This is a genomic window from Marinobacter salexigens (genome assembly GCF_002806945.1).
Taxonomy (GTDB): Bacteria; Pseudomonadota; Gammaproteobacteria; order Pseudomonadales; family Oleiphilaceae; genus Marinobacter; species Marinobacter salexigens.
Genome location: NZ_NIHC01000004.1, coordinates 23,535 through 42,789, shown reverse-complemented (window position 1 = coordinate 42,789; position 19,255 = coordinate 23,535). Strand labels below are relative to the sequence as shown.

Annotated in this window: 23 protein-coding genes; 8 read left to right on the top strand and 15 right to left on the bottom strand. The window is 52.5% G+C overall.

Annotated elements, in window-relative coordinates; all coding sequences use genetic code 11:
- Positions 1-17: 17 nt before the first annotated feature.
- The 5 genes from CDH47_RS08195 to CDH47_RS08175 all read right to left on the bottom strand — a co-directional run bounded on the left by CDH47_RS08195 (position 18) and on the right by CDH47_RS08175 (position 4,595).
- On the bottom strand, positions 18-875 hold the full coding sequence (locus CDH47_RS08195; RefSeq protein WP_100639403.1) for a type II secretion system protein N: 858 nt from the start codon (positions 873-875) through the stop codon (positions 18-20).
- Positions 875-1,666: a type II secretion system protein N gene (gene gspN / locus CDH47_RS08190; RefSeq protein ID WP_100639402.1), complete on the bottom strand. Its 792-nt coding sequence runs from the start codon at positions 1,664-1,666 to the stop codon at positions 875-877. The genes CDH47_RS08195 and gspN overlap by 1 nt, the downstream gene beginning before the upstream one ends.
- Positions 1,667-1,841: 175 nt before the next feature.
- Positions 1,842-3,494 carry a chaperonin GroEL gene (groL, locus tag CDH47_RS08185; RefSeq protein WP_100639401.1) on the bottom strand — a complete coding sequence of 551 codons (1,653 nt, stop codon included), beginning with the start codon at positions 3,492-3,494 and terminating at the stop codon, positions 1,842-1,844.
- Between the two features lie 78 nt (positions 3,495-3,572).
- Positions 3,573-3,860 (bottom strand): co-chaperone GroES, encoded by a 288-nt coding sequence (groES, locus tag CDH47_RS08180; protein ID WP_100639400.1) that lies wholly within the window; start codon positions 3,858-3,860, stop codon positions 3,573-3,575.
- A gap of 192 nt (positions 3,861-4,052) precedes the next feature.
- Positions 4,053-4,595 (bottom strand): FxsA family protein, encoded by a 543-nt coding sequence (locus CDH47_RS08175; RefSeq protein ID WP_100639399.1) that lies wholly within the window; start codon positions 4,593-4,595, stop codon positions 4,053-4,055.
- Between the two features lie 91 nt (positions 4,596-4,686).
- Between CDH47_RS08175 and CDH47_RS08170 the strand changes: the two genes are divergently transcribed.
- The 3 genes from CDH47_RS08170 to CDH47_RS08160 all read left to right on the top strand — a co-directional run bounded on the left by CDH47_RS08170 (position 4,687) and on the right by CDH47_RS08160 (position 6,919).
- Positions 4,687-5,448: an SDR family oxidoreductase gene (locus CDH47_RS08170; RefSeq protein ID WP_100639398.1), complete on the top strand. Its 762-nt coding sequence runs from the start codon at positions 4,687-4,689 to the stop codon at positions 5,446-5,448.
- Between the two features lie 72 nt (positions 5,449-5,520).
- Positions 5,521-5,763, top strand: coding sequence for a helix-turn-helix transcriptional regulator (locus tag CDH47_RS08165; protein WP_100639397.1), 243 nt, complete (start codon positions 5,521-5,523; stop codon positions 5,761-5,763).
- Positions 5,753-6,919, top strand: coding sequence for a type II toxin-antitoxin system HipA family toxin (locus CDH47_RS08160; protein WP_100639396.1), 1,167 nt, complete (start codon positions 5,753-5,755; stop codon positions 6,917-6,919). Before CDH47_RS08165 ends, CDH47_RS08160 begins: the two co-directional genes overlap by 11 nt.
- Here the strand turns inward: CDH47_RS08160 and CDH47_RS08155 are convergent.
- The 3 genes from CDH47_RS08155 to CDH47_RS08145 are packed head-to-tail and all read right to left on the bottom strand — an operon-like array spanning position 6,894 to position 9,124.
- The gene (locus CDH47_RS08155; RefSeq protein ID WP_100639395.1) at positions 6,894-7,211 is read right to left on the bottom strand and encodes an MGMT family protein; all 318 of its coding nucleotides are present in this window, start codon (positions 7,209-7,211) and stop codon (positions 6,894-6,896) included. The two genes, CDH47_RS08160 and CDH47_RS08155, sit on opposite strands and share 26 nt — an antisense overlap.
- Before the next feature lie 5 nt (positions 7,212-7,216).
- Complete coding sequence (locus CDH47_RS08150; RefSeq protein WP_420843672.1) at positions 7,217-8,602, bottom strand: AmpG family muropeptide MFS transporter; 1,386 nt, start codon at positions 8,600-8,602, stop codon at positions 7,217-7,219.
- A 39-nt stretch (positions 8,603-8,641) separates the two neighbouring features.
- Complete coding sequence (locus CDH47_RS08145; protein WP_100639394.1) at positions 8,642-9,124, bottom strand: YajQ family cyclic di-GMP-binding protein; 483 nt, start codon at positions 9,122-9,124, stop codon at positions 8,642-8,644.
- Between the two features lie 118 nt (positions 9,125-9,242).
- On the opposite strand from CDH47_RS08145, the gene CDH47_RS08140 reads away from it, so the two are divergent.
- Both CDH47_RS08140 and CDH47_RS08135 read left to right on the top strand, forming a co-directional pair.
- On the top strand, positions 9,243-10,214 hold the full coding sequence (locus tag CDH47_RS08140; RefSeq protein WP_100639393.1) for a GGDEF domain-containing response regulator: 972 nt from the start codon (positions 9,243-9,245) through the stop codon (positions 10,212-10,214).
- Positions 10,215-10,523: 309 nt separating this feature from the next.
- Complete coding sequence (locus CDH47_RS08135; RefSeq protein WP_100639392.1) at positions 10,524-11,549, top strand: AraC family transcriptional regulator; 1,026 nt, start codon at positions 10,524-10,526, stop codon at positions 11,547-11,549.
- Positions 11,550-11,685: 136 nt separating this feature from the next.
- Here the strand turns inward: CDH47_RS08135 and CDH47_RS08130 are convergent, their stop codons facing one another.
- Positions 11,686-12,897, bottom strand: coding sequence for an argininosuccinate synthase (locus CDH47_RS08130; RefSeq protein WP_100639391.1), 1,212 nt, complete (start codon positions 12,895-12,897; stop codon positions 11,686-11,688).
- A 112-nt stretch (positions 12,898-13,009) separates the two neighbouring features.
- On the opposite strand from CDH47_RS08130, the gene CDH47_RS08125 reads away from it, so the two are divergent.
- On the top strand, positions 13,010-13,297 hold the full coding sequence (locus CDH47_RS08125) for a BrnT family toxin (RefSeq protein WP_100639390.1): 288 nt from the start codon (positions 13,010-13,012) through the stop codon (positions 13,295-13,297).
- Entirely contained in the window at positions 13,294-13,509 is a 216-nt protein-coding gene (locus tag CDH47_RS08120; RefSeq protein WP_100639389.1) for a BrnA antitoxin family protein, read from the top strand. The genes CDH47_RS08125 and CDH47_RS08120 overlap by 4 nt, the downstream gene beginning before the upstream one ends.
- A 153-nt stretch (positions 13,510-13,662) precedes the next feature.
- Here CDH47_RS08120 and fliS read toward each other — a convergent pair whose 3' ends face one another.
- The 4 genes from fliS to CDH47_RS08100 form a co-directional block, all read right to left on the bottom strand.
- Positions 13,663-14,064 (bottom strand): flagellar export chaperone FliS, encoded by a 402-nt coding sequence (gene fliS, locus CDH47_RS08115; RefSeq protein ID WP_100639388.1) that lies wholly within the window; start codon positions 14,062-14,064, stop codon positions 13,663-13,665.
- Positions 14,065-14,102: 38 nt separating this feature from the next.
- Positions 14,103-15,473: a flagellar filament capping protein FliD gene (gene fliD, locus CDH47_RS08110; RefSeq protein WP_100639387.1), complete on the bottom strand. Its 1,371-nt coding sequence runs from the start codon at positions 15,471-15,473 to the stop codon at positions 14,103-14,105.
- 210 nt (positions 15,474-15,683) lie between these two features.
- Positions 15,684-16,064 (bottom strand): flagellar protein FlaG, encoded by a 381-nt coding sequence (locus CDH47_RS08105; RefSeq protein ID WP_100639386.1) that lies wholly within the window; start codon positions 16,062-16,064, stop codon positions 15,684-15,686.
- 75 nt (positions 16,065-16,139) lie between these two features.
- Positions 16,140-16,988 carry a flagellin N-terminal helical domain-containing protein gene (locus CDH47_RS08100; RefSeq protein WP_100639385.1) on the bottom strand — a complete coding sequence of 283 codons (849 nt, stop codon included), beginning with the start codon at positions 16,986-16,988 and terminating at the stop codon, positions 16,140-16,142.
- 380 nt (positions 16,989-17,368) lie between these two features.
- Here CDH47_RS08100 and CDH47_RS08095 point away from each other — a divergent pair, with 380 nt between their 5' ends.
- Positions 17,369-18,502 carry a flagellin gene (locus tag CDH47_RS08095; RefSeq protein WP_100639384.1) on the top strand — a complete coding sequence of 378 codons (1,134 nt, stop codon included), beginning with the start codon at positions 17,369-17,371 and terminating at the stop codon, positions 18,500-18,502.
- Between the two features lie 67 nt (positions 18,503-18,569).
- On the opposite strand, the gene CDH47_RS08090 is transcribed toward CDH47_RS08095, so the two are convergent.
- Both CDH47_RS08090 and CDH47_RS08085 read right to left on the bottom strand, forming a co-directional pair.
- Positions 18,570-18,875 (bottom strand): helix-turn-helix domain-containing protein, encoded by a 306-nt coding sequence (locus CDH47_RS08090; protein WP_100639383.1) that lies wholly within the window; start codon positions 18,873-18,875, stop codon positions 18,570-18,572.
- Complete coding sequence (locus CDH47_RS08085) at positions 18,872-19,195, bottom strand: type II toxin-antitoxin system RelE/ParE family toxin (RefSeq protein ID WP_100639382.1); 324 nt, start codon at positions 19,193-19,195, stop codon at positions 18,872-18,874. The genes CDH47_RS08090 and CDH47_RS08085 overlap by 4 nt, the downstream gene beginning before the upstream one ends.
- Positions 19,196-19,255 lie beyond the last annotated feature (60 nt).

The window sequence follows — 19,255 nt, the reverse complement described above, 5'->3', positions numbered from 1 at the left end:
TGTATCGATGAACCCGGTCAGCGCCACTGCTCAGGTATGGCATAACTGATGGTGAGAATTGACCCGTTACGTTCCACTTCTATATCAAGGCTGGCCTGGCCCCGCCAGCTTTCCAGCAGCGACCGATCCTGCTCCACATTACCCAGGCGCTGCCCGTTAATGGCAGTAATCACATCGCCCGCTTTGAGATTGACGGCATTCAGCATGGCATTGGAGCCGTCATAGACATAGCCTGACGAACCGGAATCATCAGCCGGACTAAGTCCGTAAGGGTTGAGGGCTGCTGCACCTGCGCTGTCCAACTGCTGTTTTGCACTTTCAAGAAACGCTTCCGGTGATGATTCTGCAGGCACTTGCGCTACTTCTGCAACCATTGCAGAAACATCATCTTCCTCAAATGTCAGTGACTCATAGCGGCCACCACGGCGGATCAGTATGCGCCCCGGCTCCACCTCTGCCAGCTCGGCATTACCCGGCAGCAGATCACCAACACGGTACCATGCCGTTTCTCCGTTGCTCCCGGCCACTATAGCACCTGAGCCTTCCGGGCGCTGTCCTACAAGAACACCCTCAAGCCTGAGCCTTAATCCGGTTTCCGGCGCCGCACGTCTAACCGCTTCGGCGACCTCCCCCGGCGTTTCTGGTCGACCAAAAAACTCATAGCCGGCCATGGAAAAGCCCCCTGAAGGCCCAATAGACTGCCCGCCTGCATGACCGCCCGCAGGTGATATCACAACGGGCTTGTCCTGCCATGCATATAGCCAGGTAACCTTCGCTATGGTCATCCCCAAATAAACAACCAGCCACACAAGCAGAAAATTAGCGACTACTTTAGCTATCCGGTGCTGGGTTTCCGGTGCAGGCATAACAGCCATCAGCGAACTCCCGGCAACAGCGGCTGCCTTACCCGAAACACAATATCATCAGGACTGGCGGTATCTGGCCAGGGCTGGCCGGCAAGATCTATCATGCGCTTGTACACCCGTAGCTCCATCATGCCATTCCAGAGAATACTGGCATCCGCTGCCGGGCCCTTGCCCGCCTGCTCAGAGACCACCAAGACCACACCGCCATTGGTGGTGTCCATATTAGCCTGCATGGGCGGGAACCGGGCCTGACCCGTCTGATTGCCCATAGGCCAGCTTACGCTCCCCCCGGCCCACCTTCCGAGACCATCCGCACGAACAATGCGGTCATCGGCCCACTCCAGTGTCAGGCGATCAATACTCACATCACCTTCGATCATTGCGCCACCGCTGCGCCGAATCAGATCCTCAAACTCAGCTACAGCAATGTTGCCACGAGCATTCAGCTGTGCATTTGCGGGCCAGCCTATGGTTACATTACCCGAAACCTGCGATTGCGAAGTCTCTACAGTAATCTGCACAGGCTGCTTCAGCTCTGTAACAGAAGGCCAATCCAGCTGCCAGCTCACTCGTAAAGGGAAGCCAGCAACAACAATACCTGCGGCGCCCTTCCAGACTCGGCCAGCTACCTGCTGCACTTGCACCTGCGACGGCAAAGAAACATAAGGAGAAGCCTTGTGCCAAACCCAACCGGCAGGAACAAAAACGACCAGCGTACCGATATAGACAAGCAGCCCGAGCAGCACAAGCAGGAAAAGCTTGCCGGGGCGAAGAAAAGGCTTGGGTTCAGCGTCACTCATTCGGTTGCACACAGACAGTTGACCGGCTGCCGAGTCTAACAAACGGACTGGTCAAGTTCATGACAAAAAAACAAAAACCCCGCGTCAGTGTGAACCAACGCGGGGTTTTTGTGTGCAGATCTGGCCGCGCCCCTGAATTTCGAGCGCGGTCGGAATCAGCAAGCTATGACCGGCATTACATCATGCCGCCCATACCTCCCATTCCGCCCATTCCGCCCATGTCTGGCATTCCGCCGCCAGCGCCTTCTTCTGCTGGCTCGTCTGCAACCATCGCCTCAGTGGTGATGATCAAAGATGCGATAGAGGCTGCAGCCTGCAGCGCAGAACGAGTCACCTTGGCTGGATCCAGAATACCCATTTCCAGCATGTCGCCGTACTCTTCAATAGCAGCGTTGTAGCCAAAGGAACCTTCGCCATCGCGAACCTTGGCAACCACTACAGAAGACTCACCGCCTGCGTTGGATACGATCTGGCGCAGAGGCGCTTCCATAGCGCGGCGCAGGATGTTAACACCCGCTTTCTGCTCTTCGTTGATGGCATCAACCTTGTCCAGCGCAGCAATAGCGCGGATCAGGGTTACACCGCCACCAGGCACAATGCCTTCTTCAACGGCAGCGCGAGTAGAGTGCAGCGCATCTTCAACACGTGCCTTCTTCTCTTTCATTTCTACTTCAGAACCAGCGCCTACCTTGATAACGGCAACGCCGCCAGCCAGCTTGGCCACACGCTCCTGGAGCTTCTCTTTGTCGTAGTCTGAAGAGCTGTCTTCAATCTGCTTACGAACCTGCTCAACGCGGGCTTCGATATCAGCCTGTGCACCAGCACCATCAATAATGGTGGTGTTTTCTTTGGTGACGTTTACGCGCTTGGCGGTACCCAGGTCGTCCAGAGTTGTGTTCTCAAGGCTCAGACCCACTTCTTCGGAGATCACAGTGCCGCCGCTCAGAATAGCGATATCCTGCAGCATTTCCTTACGACGATCACCAAAGCCAGGCGCTTTAACAGCAGCAACCTTCACAATACCGCGCATGTTGTTCACAACCAGAGTTGCCAGCGCTTCGCCTTCGATGTCTTCAGCAATAATCATCAGTGGCTTGCCTGCTTTTGCAACGGCTTCAAGCACCGGCAGCAGCTCACGGATGTTGGAGATCTTCTTGTCGACCAGCAGGAGGAACGGATCATCAAGCTCAACAGACATGTTGTCCTGGTTGTTGATGAAGTACGGGGACAGGAAGCCGCGATCGAACTGCATGCCCTCTACCACGTCCAGCTCGTCGTCCAGGCCACGGCCTTCTTCAACCGTGATTACGCCTTCTTTACCGACTTTTTCCATGGCATCGGCAATCAGCTTGCCAATGGTTTCGTCGCCGTTGGCAGAGATAGTACCTACCTGTGCAATGCTACGGCCGTCGTCGCAGGGCTTGGCCATTTCACGAATCGCTTTAACCGCTTCCGTGGTCGCCTTGTCGATGCCGCGCTTCAGATCCATCGGGTTCATGCCGGCAGTTACAGACTTAACGCCTTCATTAACAATGGACTGAGCCAGTACGGTTGCAGTAGTGGTACCGTCACCCGCGGTTTCATTCGCCTGGGAAGCAACTTCCTTCACCATCTGGGCGCCCATGTTCTCGAACTTGTCTTTCAGTTCGATTTCTTTGGCAACCGATACACCGTCTTTGGTGATAACCGGAGCGCCGAACGACTTCTCCAGAACCACGTTACGGCCCTTGGGACCCAGAGTTACCCTAACCGCGTCGGCCAGAATGTTGACACCTGCAACCATGCGCTTACGGGCGCTATCACCGAATTTAACTTCTTTTGCTGACATGTCTTCTATTCCTGTTCGTTAAACCGAATTCGTTGAATCAATCGAGTTAGTGACTGTTCGTGCGAATTGCTTCAGCGATCACTCAAGCACGCCGTAAATATCGCTTTCGCTCATGATGAGCAGCTCTTCACCGTCGATTTTTACGGTGTTGCCGGCATACTGGCCAAAAACCACGGTATCTCCCGCTTTGACTGCCAGCGCACGAGTCTCACCATTCTCCAGAATGCGACCGTTACCAACAGCGATAACTTCGCCCTGAGACGGCTTCTCTTTAGCGTTACCCGGCAGCACGATGCCACCCGCAGTTTTCTCTTCTTCTTCCTTACGGCGTACAACAACACGATCGTGTAGCGGACGAATCTTCATTGCTCGGTTTCTCCAATTAGTCAGATTAATGTGGCAATGACATTTGCTGTTTATGGCCGGACTGCAAACGCAATCCGACAAAATTGCCCGGCCTCTAACCTGCTGTTTTTCGGCAGATATCAGCCCGCGGCGAACTTGTGAGACCTATCTGGGGACGGCTCCGGGATTTTCAACACCCGCCCAGTAAATTTTTTACTTTTTATCCAGGCGGTCGTGGTGGGTTTCCGTTTCATCCTGGTATTCCCCCTCGATAATGTCGCCATTACCGTCGCGATCAAACGGCCGTTGGCGACCAAAGGGGTTTTCACGATCACCAAAAGGATCCTGCCCGAACGGATTCTGACCACCGCCTGCCCGGAAGTAGAAGCCCCCGCTTTTGCCGGAGACCACCATACGCTTCAGAGCCTGAGCCGCCAGCCAACGCCGGCTAAACGGTAAAAGGCACAAAAACCCGACGGTATCGGTAATAAACCCGGGAGTGAGTAAAAGCACACCGCCAACTGCCAGTATTAATCCCTCGGCAACCTCTTTTGCCGGCAACTCACCGCTGTTCAGGCGCTGGTTAGCCTTCAGTAAAGTTGCCAGACCCTGCTGACGAAGTAACCAGGCGCCTGCCACGGCAGTCAACACCACGAAACCGATGGTATTAAACACACCAATTACGCTGCCAACCTGAATAAGCACCGCCATTTCGGCAATCGGCATGATAATAAAAATAAACAAAAATATGGGCATCAGGCTCTCGTATAGCGGGTTTGGGCATTCAAAGGTCTGGTATACTCACAGCCCTTTCGATTACATCTGTTATCTATATTTAGGGCAAAACATGAAACTTCAAGATTCCGTGATAGCAATTACCGGCAGCGGCCAAGGCCTTGGCCTCGCCATGGCAGAATACCTGGCTGCTAAAGGCGCCAAATTGGCGCTGATAGACCTTACACAAGACAAACTTGAAGAGGCGGCAGCGGCCTGCAAGGCGGCTGGGGCTGAAGCAAAAACTTACCTGTGCAACGTAGCAAACGAAGACGAGGTAGAAACAACATTTGCAGCCATTGCAGAAGACTTTGGCCAACTGAACGGCCTTGTTAACAACGCTGGTATTTTGAGAGACGGCCTGTTGGTAAAAGCCAAAGACGGCGAGGTCACCAAACGCATGGAACTGTCCCAGTGGCAGGCCGTTATCGACGTTAACCTCACGGGCGTTTTCCTGTGTGGCCGAGAAGCCGCCACCCGGATGATTCAAACGCGCAGCAACGGCGTCATCATCAACATCGCCTCCATTTCCCGCGCTGGCAACATGGGCCAAAGCAACTATTCTGCGGCAAAAGCCGGCGTGTCTGCTCTGGTGCCAGTCTGGGCAAAAGAACTGGCCCGCCACGGAATCCGCTGCATGGGTATTGCACCGGGCTTCATCGAAACTGAAATGACCGCCTCCATGAAGCCGGAAGCACTGGAGAAAATGACCGCCGGCATTCCATTGAAGCGCATGGGTAAGCCCGAAGAGATTGCTTCAGCTGTGGCGTTTATCTTTGAAAATGACTACTTGTCTGGCCGCATGATTGAAGTAGATGGTGCTATGCGGTTGTAAAAATGACTAAAATACTTTACAAAACAGAGAAAAGCGATAAATTGTAAAGTATATTAGACAAACGGCAGCAATATGGATTACCAGACCTTAGGGCAGACTATCTCAACTTTGCGCCAGCAACATGGGGTGTCTCAGCAAACAATGGCTGAACACCTCGGCATGTCCCGGGCCACCATCAATGCGCTGGAAAATGGTCGCTCGGGCGACATTGGCATACGAAAAGTAATGAAAATTCTGGATTACCTGGGCAAGGAACTCAACATTCGGGATAAATCGCCTTTCCCTACATTTGAGGAACTTAGGGATGAACAGTGAGCTGAATGTCTGTGTAGACGGACACCAAACGGGGAAGCTGTTCAAGGAAACCGCGGATATTGTCTTCAGCTATGATGATAACTCTCCCCCAGAGCACTTCGTGTCTCTAACGATGCCTGTGCGCCGAAGGGAGTACAGCCATCGTTACCTCCACCCAATCTTTGAAATGCATCTGCCCGAAGGTTACCTGCTCTCCACCATCAAAAAGCAGTTTGCAAAAATCACCGATACTGACGACCTGGGCCTTCTGAAGCTACTCGCGCCATCAATCCGTGGGCGTATCGAGTACAACCGCCAGGATCAATCTGAAAACAACCCGCTTCATCTCGATACGCTCTTGCATTCAAAAAATCCAGGGCTGTTCGAAGAGCTGGTTTCACGTTTTGCGTTACGCTCAGCGCTCAGTGGCGTGCAACCCAAAGTGCTGGCCCAGCTTGAGAACAAAGCCACGTTGCGCCTGGACGACTTCATTATAAAGGCCTGGGGGCAAGACTACCCGGCCCTTGCCCTGAATGAGTATTGCTGCATGCTGGCCTGCAAATACGCAGGCATTCCGGTGCCGGAGTTTCACCTCTCTGATGACGAATCACTCTTTATTATGAAGCGGTTTGATCTCAACGAAGATGGCAGTGCATTAGGCTTTGAGGACATGTGCGTCCTTCAGGCAAAACAGAGGGACGACAAGTACACGGGTAGCTATGAACAAATCGCAAAAACCATAAAAATTTTTGTAAGCCCCGCGAACAAAAGAGCGTCGCTGGAGCAATTCTTCAAAATGATTGTAATCAGTAACGCACTACAGAATGGCGATGCCCACCTGAAAAACTTTGGCTTGATCTACGAGAATGCCGCGTCCATCAGGCTTGCCCCGGCCTACGATATCGTCTGCACCACTGTGTATATTAGCCAGGACATCCCGGCACTAACACTTGCTGGCAGTAAAAAATGGATGCGCAGGGAAAAGCTGGAACGCTTTGGAGTACAGGCCTGCGAGCTGACGGCCTCCAGAGCCTCTGCGCTTTATGATGAGTGCCGGAGAGCCCTGAGTAAATTACTGCCTTACTTGGCTACGCGACTTGCCCAAGCCACTGACCATGAACAGCGAAGGATACTTGGGCACCTGCAATCCCTTATTGCCACCCAAACCGGCGCATAGCCACCCTGCCATTAACCACCTCAACGCCTTCGGCTTCCAGCCGACTAACCTGCTCCCGGTAAATCTCGGAATCTTTGGGAAAAGCGATTTGCCCATTACTGCGGATAACCCGGTACCAGGGCACTGAATGGCCTTTCGGCAGTTTGCCCAATGCTCGCCCGATATACCGCGCTTGCCGCCCAAGGCCGGCCATCTGAGCTACTTGCCCGTAGCTGGCAACTTTGCCCGCCGGGATGGCCATAACCACCTGCCAGATTTTCTGATCTTTACCCGGTTCCTCTTGCTGCTCCATAGCGCCTACCCACCTGCTGGTTGAGGGGCATCCGGCTCGGCAGTCCCCGAGTGATCCGGCGCCAACGCATCCAGCCGTTCGCCCTGTCGAATCAGGAACATAGCCAGCAGAATGGCAGGTATACCCATCAAACCGGCTACGAGGAAGAACTCCGCATAACCAAAACTTGCAACCACCATCCCCGAGAAGCCGCCCAGGAACTTTCCGGGCAGTGTCATCAGGGAGCTAAACAGCGCATATTGAGTGGCAGTGAACGATGCACTGGTCATACTGGAAAGCCAGGCAATCAGCGCCACATTGGCAATACCGCCACTGAGATTATCGGCACTGACCACCACCGCCAGGGTGGCCAAATTGGGTGGATACTGCGCCAAAAACACAAACAATAGATTAGTGCTGGCCGTCAGAATGGCGCCCGCCAGCAGAATCTTTCTGGTGCCATAACGCACAACCAGAACCCCGCCAGCCAGTGAGCCCGCAATAGTCATGAAAAACCCGAAAATCTTGGTAACGTCTGCCACCTGGGTTTTGCTAAAGCCCATAAAATTCAGGTAGAAGGGGTTGGCCATCACGCCCATGGCAATATCAGAAATACGGTACACCGCCACCATCAACAAAATCGCTATGGACAGCTCTTTATAACGGCGAAAGAAATCCAGAAACGGGCCGGCCACGGCGGCATAAAACCAACCCGCAAAACGAGCAACCCGAGGCCCAAGATGAGTGCGCTTGGCAGCTTCCTGCTCGATCTTGTGGGCAATGTCCTGCGCAGCAGAAAAATGGTTCACCGCTGGCTCCCGAATAACCAGCACGGTAATGGCACCCACGCCCACCAGCGCTGCCATAACCTCGTAAGATACCTGCCAGGACCAGAACTCCGCCAGATACAGAGCCCCAGCACCGGCAACCAGCAACGCCAGCCGATATCCAAAGATATAAGTAGCGGCCAACGCAGCCTGCAACCGCTCTTCAGCAATCTCTATGCGATAGGCATCAATGGCCACATCCTGGGTTGCCGAGGAAAAAGCCACCAGCAGCCCACACAAAGCCATGGTTTCGGGAACGGCGATGGCATCCACATGAGCCATCAGGTACAGACCAGTCGCAATACCTACCTGCGCGAACAATATCCAGCTTCGGCGCTTGCCCAGCAGCCTGTCCAACACCGGTAACTTCAAACGATCCACTACCGGCGCCCAGAACACCTTGATGGAATAGGTTATGCCCAGCCAGCTGAAAAAACCGATGGTGGCAGTTTCTACACCCACATCCGCCAAGCGGGCATTCAGCGTGGAAAACACCAGCAAAAACGGCATCCCGGCGGAAAAGCCGAGAAACAGAAGAGCAATCACCTGCCAGCGCGTGTAGGTGTGTAGCGTATCCCGGATCAAATCCAGGCGGGTGCCGGTTGAAATGGTGAAGCCTCCGAATCAGTCGCGGAAATTATTAAACTGCAAAGGCACGTCCAGTTCAGCCTCACGCAACAAGGCCATTGCGGCTTGCAGATCGTCCCGCTTCTTGCCGGTCACTCTAACCTTATCGCCCTGAATGCTGGCCTGCACTTTCAGCTTGGCATCCTTGATCATCTTCACGATCTTTTTCGCCATATCCGTCTCAATGCCCTGCTTCAGCACAAAATGCTGCTTGATCAGCTTGCCGGATTTGCTCTCTCCACTCTCGGAAAGCGCGCGGGCATCAATTTTTCGGCTGGCAAACGCCATGCGCAGAATCTCGATCAGCTGTTCAAGCTGGAATTCCTGCTCCGCGCTGACGGTTACACCTTTTTCGTCCATCTCAAGATCGGCATCAACATTTTTGAAATCCCAGCGGTTACCCAGATCTTTCTTGGCTTTATCCACCGCATTGGTCACTTCGTGCATATCAATTTCGGAAACTATGTCAAAAGAAGGCATGGTCGTTATTCTCCAGGAGCTGTAGCGAGTATACTCTTTGCTTTAAATCAGGGGGCAAGCATACCAAGCCCCGGAAATCCCCGCATCTGACAATGGACTGCAAATTAAGTAGGTAACAATGCCAAACCTGGATCTCCCCATCCTCGTAGTAGACGACGCGAAGTTCAGCAGTATGGTAGTTGGCCGAACCCTGCGAAATGCCGGATATCGCGACGTACGCATCGCCAACAACGCCCCCGCCGCCCTCAAACTGATGGAACAGCGCGCGGTGAGCGTGTTGATTGCCGATTGGCTAATGCCGGAAATGGACGGGTTGCAGCTCACCGATCGGGTGCGCCAGCTGGATGAGCAAACCAATCACTACACTTATGTAATTCTCCTGACCGCCCGGGAGAGTGTAGAAGCCCTGGCATTTGCCTTTGACCGCGGCGTGGACGACTTCATTTACAAGTCTGACATGAGCAAGCAGCTGATCCCCAGAATTTATGCGGCAGACCGCATGGCCGATCGCCAGAACACCCTGCTGCGGGCGAACGCACTGCTTATCGAGAACAACCGGGAACTGGAATCCAGCAGCATCATCGACATGGAAACCGGGCTTTGCAACAACCGTTACGGCCGCGACCGGCTCTCTAAAATGCTGCGGCATGCAGAATCCCGCGGAGGCGCCTCGGCCTATGTGCTGTGCGGTATTCGCAACTGGCAGGAACTTAAACGCAAACACCCGCCAACGGTGATGACAGAACTCTCCGTAGGCATTGCCCGAAGGCTCAGCACCCTGATTCGCCCTATCGACGTTCTCTGCCGCGTAGGCGACAACCAATTCGCCGTGATTGCCTACTTCCCGAACAGCGATCACTGCACCACAACCGCCTTCCGCCGGGTTTTCGATGGCATCAACCACAAAGCCCTGAAAACAACCGCCGGGTACATCTCTGTAGAGGCCGGCATGGTGCTTTGCAAAGCCGACGCACAGAACGGCACACCCTCTATTCAGGACATGGAGCGGGCGTCGGTACACGGCCTGGTGGATGCCTACGAAACCCGCCGGTTTACCGAAACTGTTCCCGAGATGGGCGCCAGCGCCTGAACTGACCAACAATCCGTAACACTGTGACACACATCACGCACAGACATAGCAAAGCGAAAGCCCTATTCTAAGATTGTGGATTTAAGCAGTATCCCCCATGGCGGAGGAGCCGTGTTGTACCTCCGCCGCCAAATGGGAATCCACCGAATTAACGAATTTTTCAGGCACTTTCGTTTGTTCTCTCTCTTTAGGCCAGCTCTTTAGCTGGCCTTTTTGTTTTTTGCTCCCTCGCAATCATTCGTTTAACTTGTTCAGCGCAAGTTTCGTTATACTTCCCCGATAACACCTAAAAACAACCGTGCTGTAATCATGACAAACCTTGGAACTGCCTCCGTTGCTGCCCTGCGCCAGTATGTGCGCGCCGCCGAATCCATAGGTGCAGACACCACCGCACTATTTAATAAAGCAGGCCTTGAACCCGCCATTCTGGATTCTGACGAAGGCCGGATAAACGGCGACCAGTTTCAGCAGTTCATCCTTTTACTCTGCGAACTCACCAACAATCCCATACTTGGGCTGGAAACCGGCGACTTCGTGCAGCCTGGTTCCTACAGCGTGCTGGGCTACATCACCATGAGCTGTGTAACCCTTGGGGAAGCCGTGGCTCGCATTGCGCCCTTTGAAAAACTGGTGGGCGACATGGGCACCACTGCTCTTGCCATGGAGCAGCGTTCCATCAAACTCATCTGGAACTGCAACTACAACCACCCGATTGTGCGGCCGCAGGTTATCGACAACGTGTTTGCCTCCTGGATTAACTATGCCCGCTGGCTGGCAGACGATGCGAACGCCTCCCCCACCGGCGTTCGCCTGATGCGACAATCCCCCGGCGCTGAACTCGAACAAGCCTACCTGGAGCGCTGGAAGTGCCCAGTGCAGTTTGGCGCCGATGAGGATTCCATAACCCTAAAAAAAGAACTGCTGGAAACCCGCCTGCGACAACCCGACCCCATGCTCCGCAAGACCCTGGAAGCCCATGCCCTCACCCAGTTGGCCTCACTGGATACAGATACCGACCTGACATCGCAGGTAAAGCACAGCATTCAGCAGCAACTGATGCACGGCATTACCCGGCAGGACATGGTGGCGGAAAACTTAGGGATAACGAGCAGAACCCTGCAGCGAAAGCTGAGCCAGGAGGGGGTTTCTTATCAGAAGTTACTGGATGAAGTTCGCCAGAAGATGGCGGAAGATTATTTGCTGAACAGCGATTTGAGCATTCCGGATATCGCATTGAGGCTGGGGTATAGCGAGACGACCTCGTTTCATCGGAAATTCAAGGTGGTGGCGGGGATGACGCCTGGGGAGTTTCGGCAAGCAGAGGCCAGCAACTAACCTAGAACGACCAAGGCCGGTACAGCCTCCCAGAAACGTGGAGCGCCAGGGATGGCGCGACCGAGCCCTACACGGATGTATTTACGGGCGTTTTCTGGGAGGCTGCACCGGCCTTGGTCAGGCACAGTGTCAGCTTTTAAAGCTTACGACCTTTACCCGCAGCAATCCGCAGGCGCAGCGCATTCAGCTTGATGAAGCCTTCTGCGTCTTTCTGGTCATATGCGCCTTCGTCTTCTTCAAAGGTGGCAATTTTCTCATCGAACAATGAGTCTTCAGATTTACGGCCAACTACATCCACGTTGCCCTTGTACAGCTTCAGACGAACAACGCCGTTCACGTATTCCTGAGTCTGGTCGATCAGCGCCTGCAGAGCTTCACGCTCCGGGGACCACCAGTAGCCGTTATAGATAACAGTCGCGTAACGGGGCATCAGGCTGTCTTTAAGGTGCGCTACTTCGCGGTCCAGAGTGATGGACTCAATCGCACGGTGCGCACGCAGCATAATCGTACCGCCCGGTGTTTCGTAGCAACCGCGGGACTTCATGCCCACGTAACGGTTCTCAACAATATCCAAACGGCCAATACCGTTAGCGCCAGCAACCTTGTTCAGGTTCTCCAGCACTTCGTGAGCTTTCATCTCAACGCCATCAACGGCAACAATATCGCCCTTGCGGTACGTGAGTTCAATGTAAGTCGGCTTATCTGGCGCAGCTTCCGGAGACACACTCCAGCGCCACATATCGTCCTCAGCTTCTGACCAAGGATCTTCCAGATTCATGCCTTCATAGGAAATGTGCAGCAGGTTGGCATCCATGGAGTAAGGCGATTTGCCCGGCTTCATGTCTACCTGAATGTTGCGCTCTTCGCAGTATTTCAGCAGCTTCTCACGGGAATTCAGATCCCATTCACGCCAGGGCGCGATAACCTTAACACCCGGCTTCAGCGCATAGGCACCCAGCTCAAAACGAACCTGGTCGTTGCCCTTACCGGTCGCGCCGTGGGAAATAGCATCTGCACCGGTCTGGTTAGCAATATCAATCAAACGCTTGGCAATCAGAGGGCGCGCAATAGACGTACCCAGCAGGTACTCACCTTCATAAACGGTGTTGGCACGGAACATCGGGAACACATAATCGCGCACAAACTCCTCGCGCAGGTCCTCAATGTAAATTTCCTTCACGCCCAAGGCTTCCGCCTTCGCACGCGCCGGCTCAACTTCCTCACCCTGGCCGATGTCGGCGGTAAACGTTACCACCTCACAGTTATAAGTATCCTGCAACCACCGAACAATAACGGAGGTATCCAGGCCGCCAGAATAGGCCAGAACCACCTTTTTAATATCAGACATATTTTTGCTCCAGACTGAACAGAATGGATGTATTGAAAAGAAGAGGCGTATTGTACGGGAGTGCGGGGGAGTTGGCTATTGACTGTTACCACCGCGTACATACAATGTATGGATGATCAAATTCGAATGGAATCGCACCAAAGCCGCGTCGAATGAAGTAAAGCATGGAGTTAGCTTTAATGAGGCGCAAACCGTCTTCTTCGATGAGTTCGCCATCCAGTTCTTCGATGGTGAAAACTCAGAACACGAGGACAGATTTCTTATGCTGGGCACAAGCGCTCTCGGCAGACTTTTACTTGTATGCCATTGTGAACGCAAAGGAGGCAACGTAATCAGGATAATTTCAGCAAGGAAGGCAACCGCAACAGAACGTTCTCATTACCATGGTGGCCTCTCATGAAAGCAGAATACGATCTATCCAAAATGAAATCGCGGCCAAACCCCTATGCCGCAAAACTCAAAAAGCCCGTAACCATGAGGCTGGGGGAAGATGTGCTGGATTATTTCAAGGAAATGGCCGACAAAACCGGAGTGCCATACCAGACCCTGATAAATTTATATTTGAGGGACTGCATGGCCAACAAGCGGGAGATTGATATTCGCTGGGACTGATGCACACTCCCCCTCTCCCCAACCCCTCTCCCGCCAAGGGCGAGGGGCTTTTACTGCACTGCCTGTAAGCATGGTGCGCCTACTTTCGACCTGGGGAGTACCTCCCCTCTCCCCTTGCGGGAGAGGGGCCGGGGGAGAGGGGGGAAGGTAAAGTCAACCAACCTGAGCTGACTTGGATACAGCCTCTTCCCGAATACCATCCCAACCATCTTTGATAGAGCGCAGCAGATCAGCAACTTCATCCAGCTTGGTCATATCGTTCTTGGCGCTGGCTTCCAGAAGGGTACGCTCCATGTAGTCGTACAAACCTTCAAGGCGCGCAGCTAGTTCGCCGCCTTTCTCAAAATCCAGAAAGCCCCTCAAACCACCGATAATTTCAATGGCTTTGCTAATCAGATTGCCCTTGCCTTCATAGTCCTTCGCCTGCATGCGGGCTTTGGCCATGTTTATGCGCTCCAAGGCACCGTTGTATAAAAGCTGAATCAAGCGGTGTGGATCCGCATCGGTAATGCTGGTTTGGGTATTAACGCGTTGGTAAGCTTGTAAACCGTTCATATTTAACCTCTTAGTGCCAGCCGAATCCGCTCGAATGATCACTTATTGTTTTGTGGCGCAAGTGCTTCAAGTTGCTGGCTAACAAAATTACCGGTGCTTTGGAGCTGAGCAATTAACGAGTCAGCCGCAGAAAACTGCTTGACCAATCGTGCGCGCAAAGATTCCGTTTTATCAGCCAGGCGAATGCGCTGATCCTGAATATCTTCGAGGGTTTTGCTCAACCCTTCGGTGCGGTTGTCAAAACGGCCACTCGATTGCACATAACTCTCAACCGACTCCAGGGCTCTGGCGGCAATACCGTTGTCACCCGAAAATAAAGCCGTTACGTCATCAGGATTTGCAAACAACTGTTCTTTAAACTTATCGGCGCTAAAGTCCAGCTTTCCGGTGTCTGGATTTGTGGAGATGCCAATATCAGCCAGCATACGCACAGGCGAGTTCTGCAAACCATCAGGGATGTCGGTAAGCATTGCGCGTAAATCATTCTGAAGGCTGCGAATAGTAGAGTCACCCGTCAACACGCCACCACGCTCGGCACCTGCATCATAACCAGATGCTTTTTTGATAACGTCCTGCAGGGCATTGTATTTATCTACAAATTCCTGAACGCTCTCAGTTACTTTGTCTGGGTCGGATGCAATCGTGACTATAGAGGTGCCCGCAGATTTTAAATCAAAAGTCACACCCTCTATTACGCCCTCAACCGTGTTGGAAGATCGCGTGATAGCGATACCGTTCACATCAAGCTTGGCATCAAGTGCCGCCACAGTCTGGCTCATACCGGAACCACCACCATCAAATTCAAATTGCGACAGCGCGGCATCACCTGCGGTTGTTACCGTGATGGCATTATCAGTACCACTCTCATCTGATGTCATCACCAAACGGTAGCCAGAACCGGTGTCGACTACTCCTGCCGAAACGCCTGCGCCTGCCTCATTGATCGCACTGGCAATACCTTCAAGCGTGTTATTGCTGCTATTAATGGTTATGTCTGTGCTGACGCCACCCACATTGAACGTTAAAGTGCCAGAGCCGTATGCGGTGGTATCCTTATCCACCATGCTGGTAGACGCCAGAGACTGACGCTGGGCCAACTGAGAGACATTCAGAGTATAAGAACCACGCGATACTCCAGACTCCGCAATGGTCGCCCCTGCCACGGCTTCATTCGATATTTTTGAGGCATAAGCTTCAAAAGCCTTCCCGGACATCAGGCCCTCAAGGGGAGATTGCATTGCCTCCAAGGCACTTTTCAGCGCTCCGAAAGCGGAAATCTTCGCCTGTACAGACTGCTCTTTATTGTCCAGCCGATTCTCTGTTGGCACGCGCTCGGCTTCAACCAGTTTATCGACAAGGTCAGAACTGAATATCCCGGAACCTGCGCCCAGTGAAGTAATTGATGCCATAGTGTGCCTCCATAGGGGCTAAACATGTGGTATGTCTATCTGCGTGTACTTGGTTATCGGCAGCATACGGAAAAACTTTGCCGCTTTTATCATTTATTTGTACAAATTATAGCCTAAAACCTAAAACACCGCCGCCCCTTGCGAGTGCGACGGCGCTTCCAATCAGCTGCAAACTCAGTACCCATGCACTCAGGATAAGCAAAACAACCTTCAAACCTCAAGGTTGAGCAACGTCAGTGGCTCATCTTGCTGCAAATTGTCTGCCAATCTCAAAGCAACCTCATCCGGCATCTGACGAATAACTTCCTGGGTTTCATTATCGACAACTCGAACAATGGTTTGTCCACGCTCCATATCGACTTCAAACTGCAAGTCGCGTTGAACCGTTTGAACGTAATCATTGAGCTTCGTCACCGCTACCTCAAGCTCTTCCGGGCGGGCTTCAGATCGAACCACCTGCGCCTTTTCAGAAGCCTGAACATTCACAATGGAGGTATCGGCTTTCGCAGTCTGAGCCGACCGCAAACCTACTGGCTGGCCGCCTGCAGCCGCCAGCTTCAAACCCGGGCTGTAAAGATTAACATCATTCATAATTCACCCCGCGTTAGCGCAAAAACCAGCCCTTCACTGGAAAGGCTGGTATTAATGCGTATTAACTGCCCGCTATTACTGCAGCAGAGACAGAACCTGGTTTGGACGGGCGTTAGCCTGAGCCAGAACCGAAATACCTGCCTGTTGTAGTACGTTAGCTTTGGCCATTTTTGCGGATTCGGCGGCGAAGTCGGCGTCCAAGATACGACTGTTTGCAGCACTCATATTCTCGATCGATGTTCCAAGGTTGGCGATTGTGCTTTCAAAGCGATTTTGTACCGCACCAAGCTCACTTCGAAAATCATTAACTTTTGTCAGTGCCTCATCAATTTTGACGATCTCAGCACCAACGGCTGCGTTATCACCGGTTATATCAAGCGCGCCACCGGTCAGTGTAGCCGTATCCATCACATGACTAGTCATGTCTATGGATATTGTTTGACCGCTATCAGCGCCGACCTGAAAAACGAGCGCTGCAGCAGCACCACCACCTGCAGGCACTCCACCATTAAGAACCTGAATACCGTTAAACTTTGTATCGGTGGTCAATCGATCAATCTCGGCCATGCGATCGGTAACTTCTTGCTGGAGGGCAGCCTTGTCTTCATCACCGTTCGTGCCATTTGCGGCTTGAACCGCCAACTCCCGAATTCTCTGCAGGTTGTTTGTAACTTCATTGAGAGCACCCTCTGTTGTTTGCGCAAGCGAAATACCATCGTTCGCATTGCGCTGGGCAACAGTTAATCCCCGCACCTGTGCATCAAAACGTGTCGAAATCGCCATGCCCGCAGCATCGTCTTTAGCCGAGTTAATCCGCAAACCAGAAGACAAACGCTCCAATGCCTGGTTTGACAAACTCTGAGATTTGCCAAGTTGATTTTGTGCATTGATTGACGCAATGTTTGAGTTGATACCGAGAGCCATAATACTTCTCCTAAACCTTTAAGTTTTCTCTGGAAGAGGCTTGGCGTCCGTTCTCAATAAGTGGGGTACGCCGCCCTGTTATAGTGATTAACGGCGCTTCCCTAGGTTCCTTTAGCTAAATTTCAGAAAACTTTGTAATAGAATGTAAAACGGCAAAACAATGCCCTTATCCGCGCCAAGCGACTGACGGCTTTACTCCACAGCCGAATGGCATCAAATAAATTATCTTTTATTTTTCAAGATCCTAAACACTTAAATGGAAGTTGGCATGAATTCGGCTTACCTATTGATATAACAGCAACCAAACGAATCTTTGCCGGTATAAAGCCCCTTTACATGAAGGTGCTGAGCTTCCGGCGGCTTCAGGTAGGGAGAGCAACATGCCTCAGATCATCAACACCAATATCGCGTCACTAAACGCACAGCGCAATTTGAACGCCTCTCAAGGTGCTGCGAATACTGCGCTGGAGCGGCTTTCATCTGGCCTGCGTATTAACTCGGCCAAAGACGATGCCGCTGGCCTAGCCATTTCAACACGGTTTGAGTCTCAAATTTCCGGCCTGAACATGGCCCAGCGCAATGCGAACGATGGCATCTCGCTCGCTCAAACAGCCGAAGGTGCGCTGGATCAAGTTGTGGCTAACCTACAAAGAATTCGAGAACTTTCTGTTCAATCCGCCAACGGCACCAACAGTGAGTCTGACCGGCAGGATTTGGACAAAGAAGTGCAGCAGCGCATTCAGGAAATTGACCGAATTTCGAACCAGACCTCCTTTAACGGTCTCAAAGTTCTTGATGGCACGTTTGGGATTACCTCTTTTCAGGTTGGCGCAAACACAGGCGACACAATAAGCGTTAACTTGACCAAAGGTTCCCGGGCCATTGATGTAGGCAGCATTGCGACAGCCTCAGCACTTGGTGTTGATTTTTCTGGCACGAACGGAGTTGATACTGGCGACTCTCTGAATGTAACAGTAGGTGGAACCCTAAACACCATCACCTTTACCGGTGAAGAATCCGGCATTACCGATGTTATCGAAACCATCAACAATCAACTGGATGGCGCCGTTGCGGTTGCAAGTAAAAACGGGAACGGAATTGAAATAAAATCTGATCAGGAATTGAGCGCCATTTCACTTTCGACTGGCGCCACCCCTCCAGCACTGACCAGCACCGGCACAGGGGCCACTGTATCTGACAGTCTGGCCGACGTTGCCATCGATACTGTCTACGGCGCAGGAGACGCAATTCTTCGCGTTGATACCGCACTAAACTCGGTTAACTCGATCCGGAGTGAGCTGGGCGCCATTCAGAACCGCTTCGAGTCCACCATTGCCAACCTGGCCACAACCTCAGAAAACCTCTCGGCCTCAAACAGCCGAATCCGCGACGCCGACTTCGCCGCAGAATCCGCCGAACTGGCTCGCACCCAGGTGCTCCAGCAGGCTGGCCTCTCGGTATTGGCTCAGGCCAACGCACGGCCGCAGCAGGTGCTGCAGTTGTTGCAGGGTTAGTAACCCAGCACGAAAAAGCCCAATTCGGTTCTCCGAGTTGGGCTTTTTGCGTTTTATCTGTATGGAATTATTCGTTCACTGCGCTTGGTGAGTTCATGGAGCTGGAAACCGCTTGCAGCTTCACTTGGAAGCCGCAGGCATTGGCATATTTTTTCAGTGTCGCCCAACTCGGGTTACCTTTTCCGCGCTCGAGCCTTGAAATATTACCTTTTGCAGTCCCGATTCGCTTCGCCAGAGCTTCCTGAGTTAAGCCTGCACTGGTTCGCATGGTGATTAATTGATTCATCAGGTCAAACTCGTCCGCCAGCTTTTCATATTCAGTACGGATCGTCTCGTTCTGCAATGCTTTCCGTTTTAGTGCTTCCAAACTCATGATTGTTTAACCTCCCGCAACCTGTCCAGCGCCAACTTCAATTCCTTTTTCGGAATTTTCTGATCCTTCTTAACAAAGGCGTGCAAAACAGTTACCGCTTGATTATCCATATAGCAGAAAATCCCTCGCCCTATACCCTCCTTAGCTTTAGCTCGTATTTCGAATAGCCCCGCGCCTATTGGTTTGGTATGTGGCTCCCCAAGATTGGCACCGTGCATTTCAATCATTTCCAAGAGTCTGATCATCCGCGCCTGTATCTTCGGTGGCATTGAAAGAATGTCTCTCTCCACGCCTGCGTAAAATTGAATCGTCCATTTCATATCACTGCCCTTCCTTAGCAGAGGTTATCATAATTGATAACTCAAAATCCTTCAAGCAGG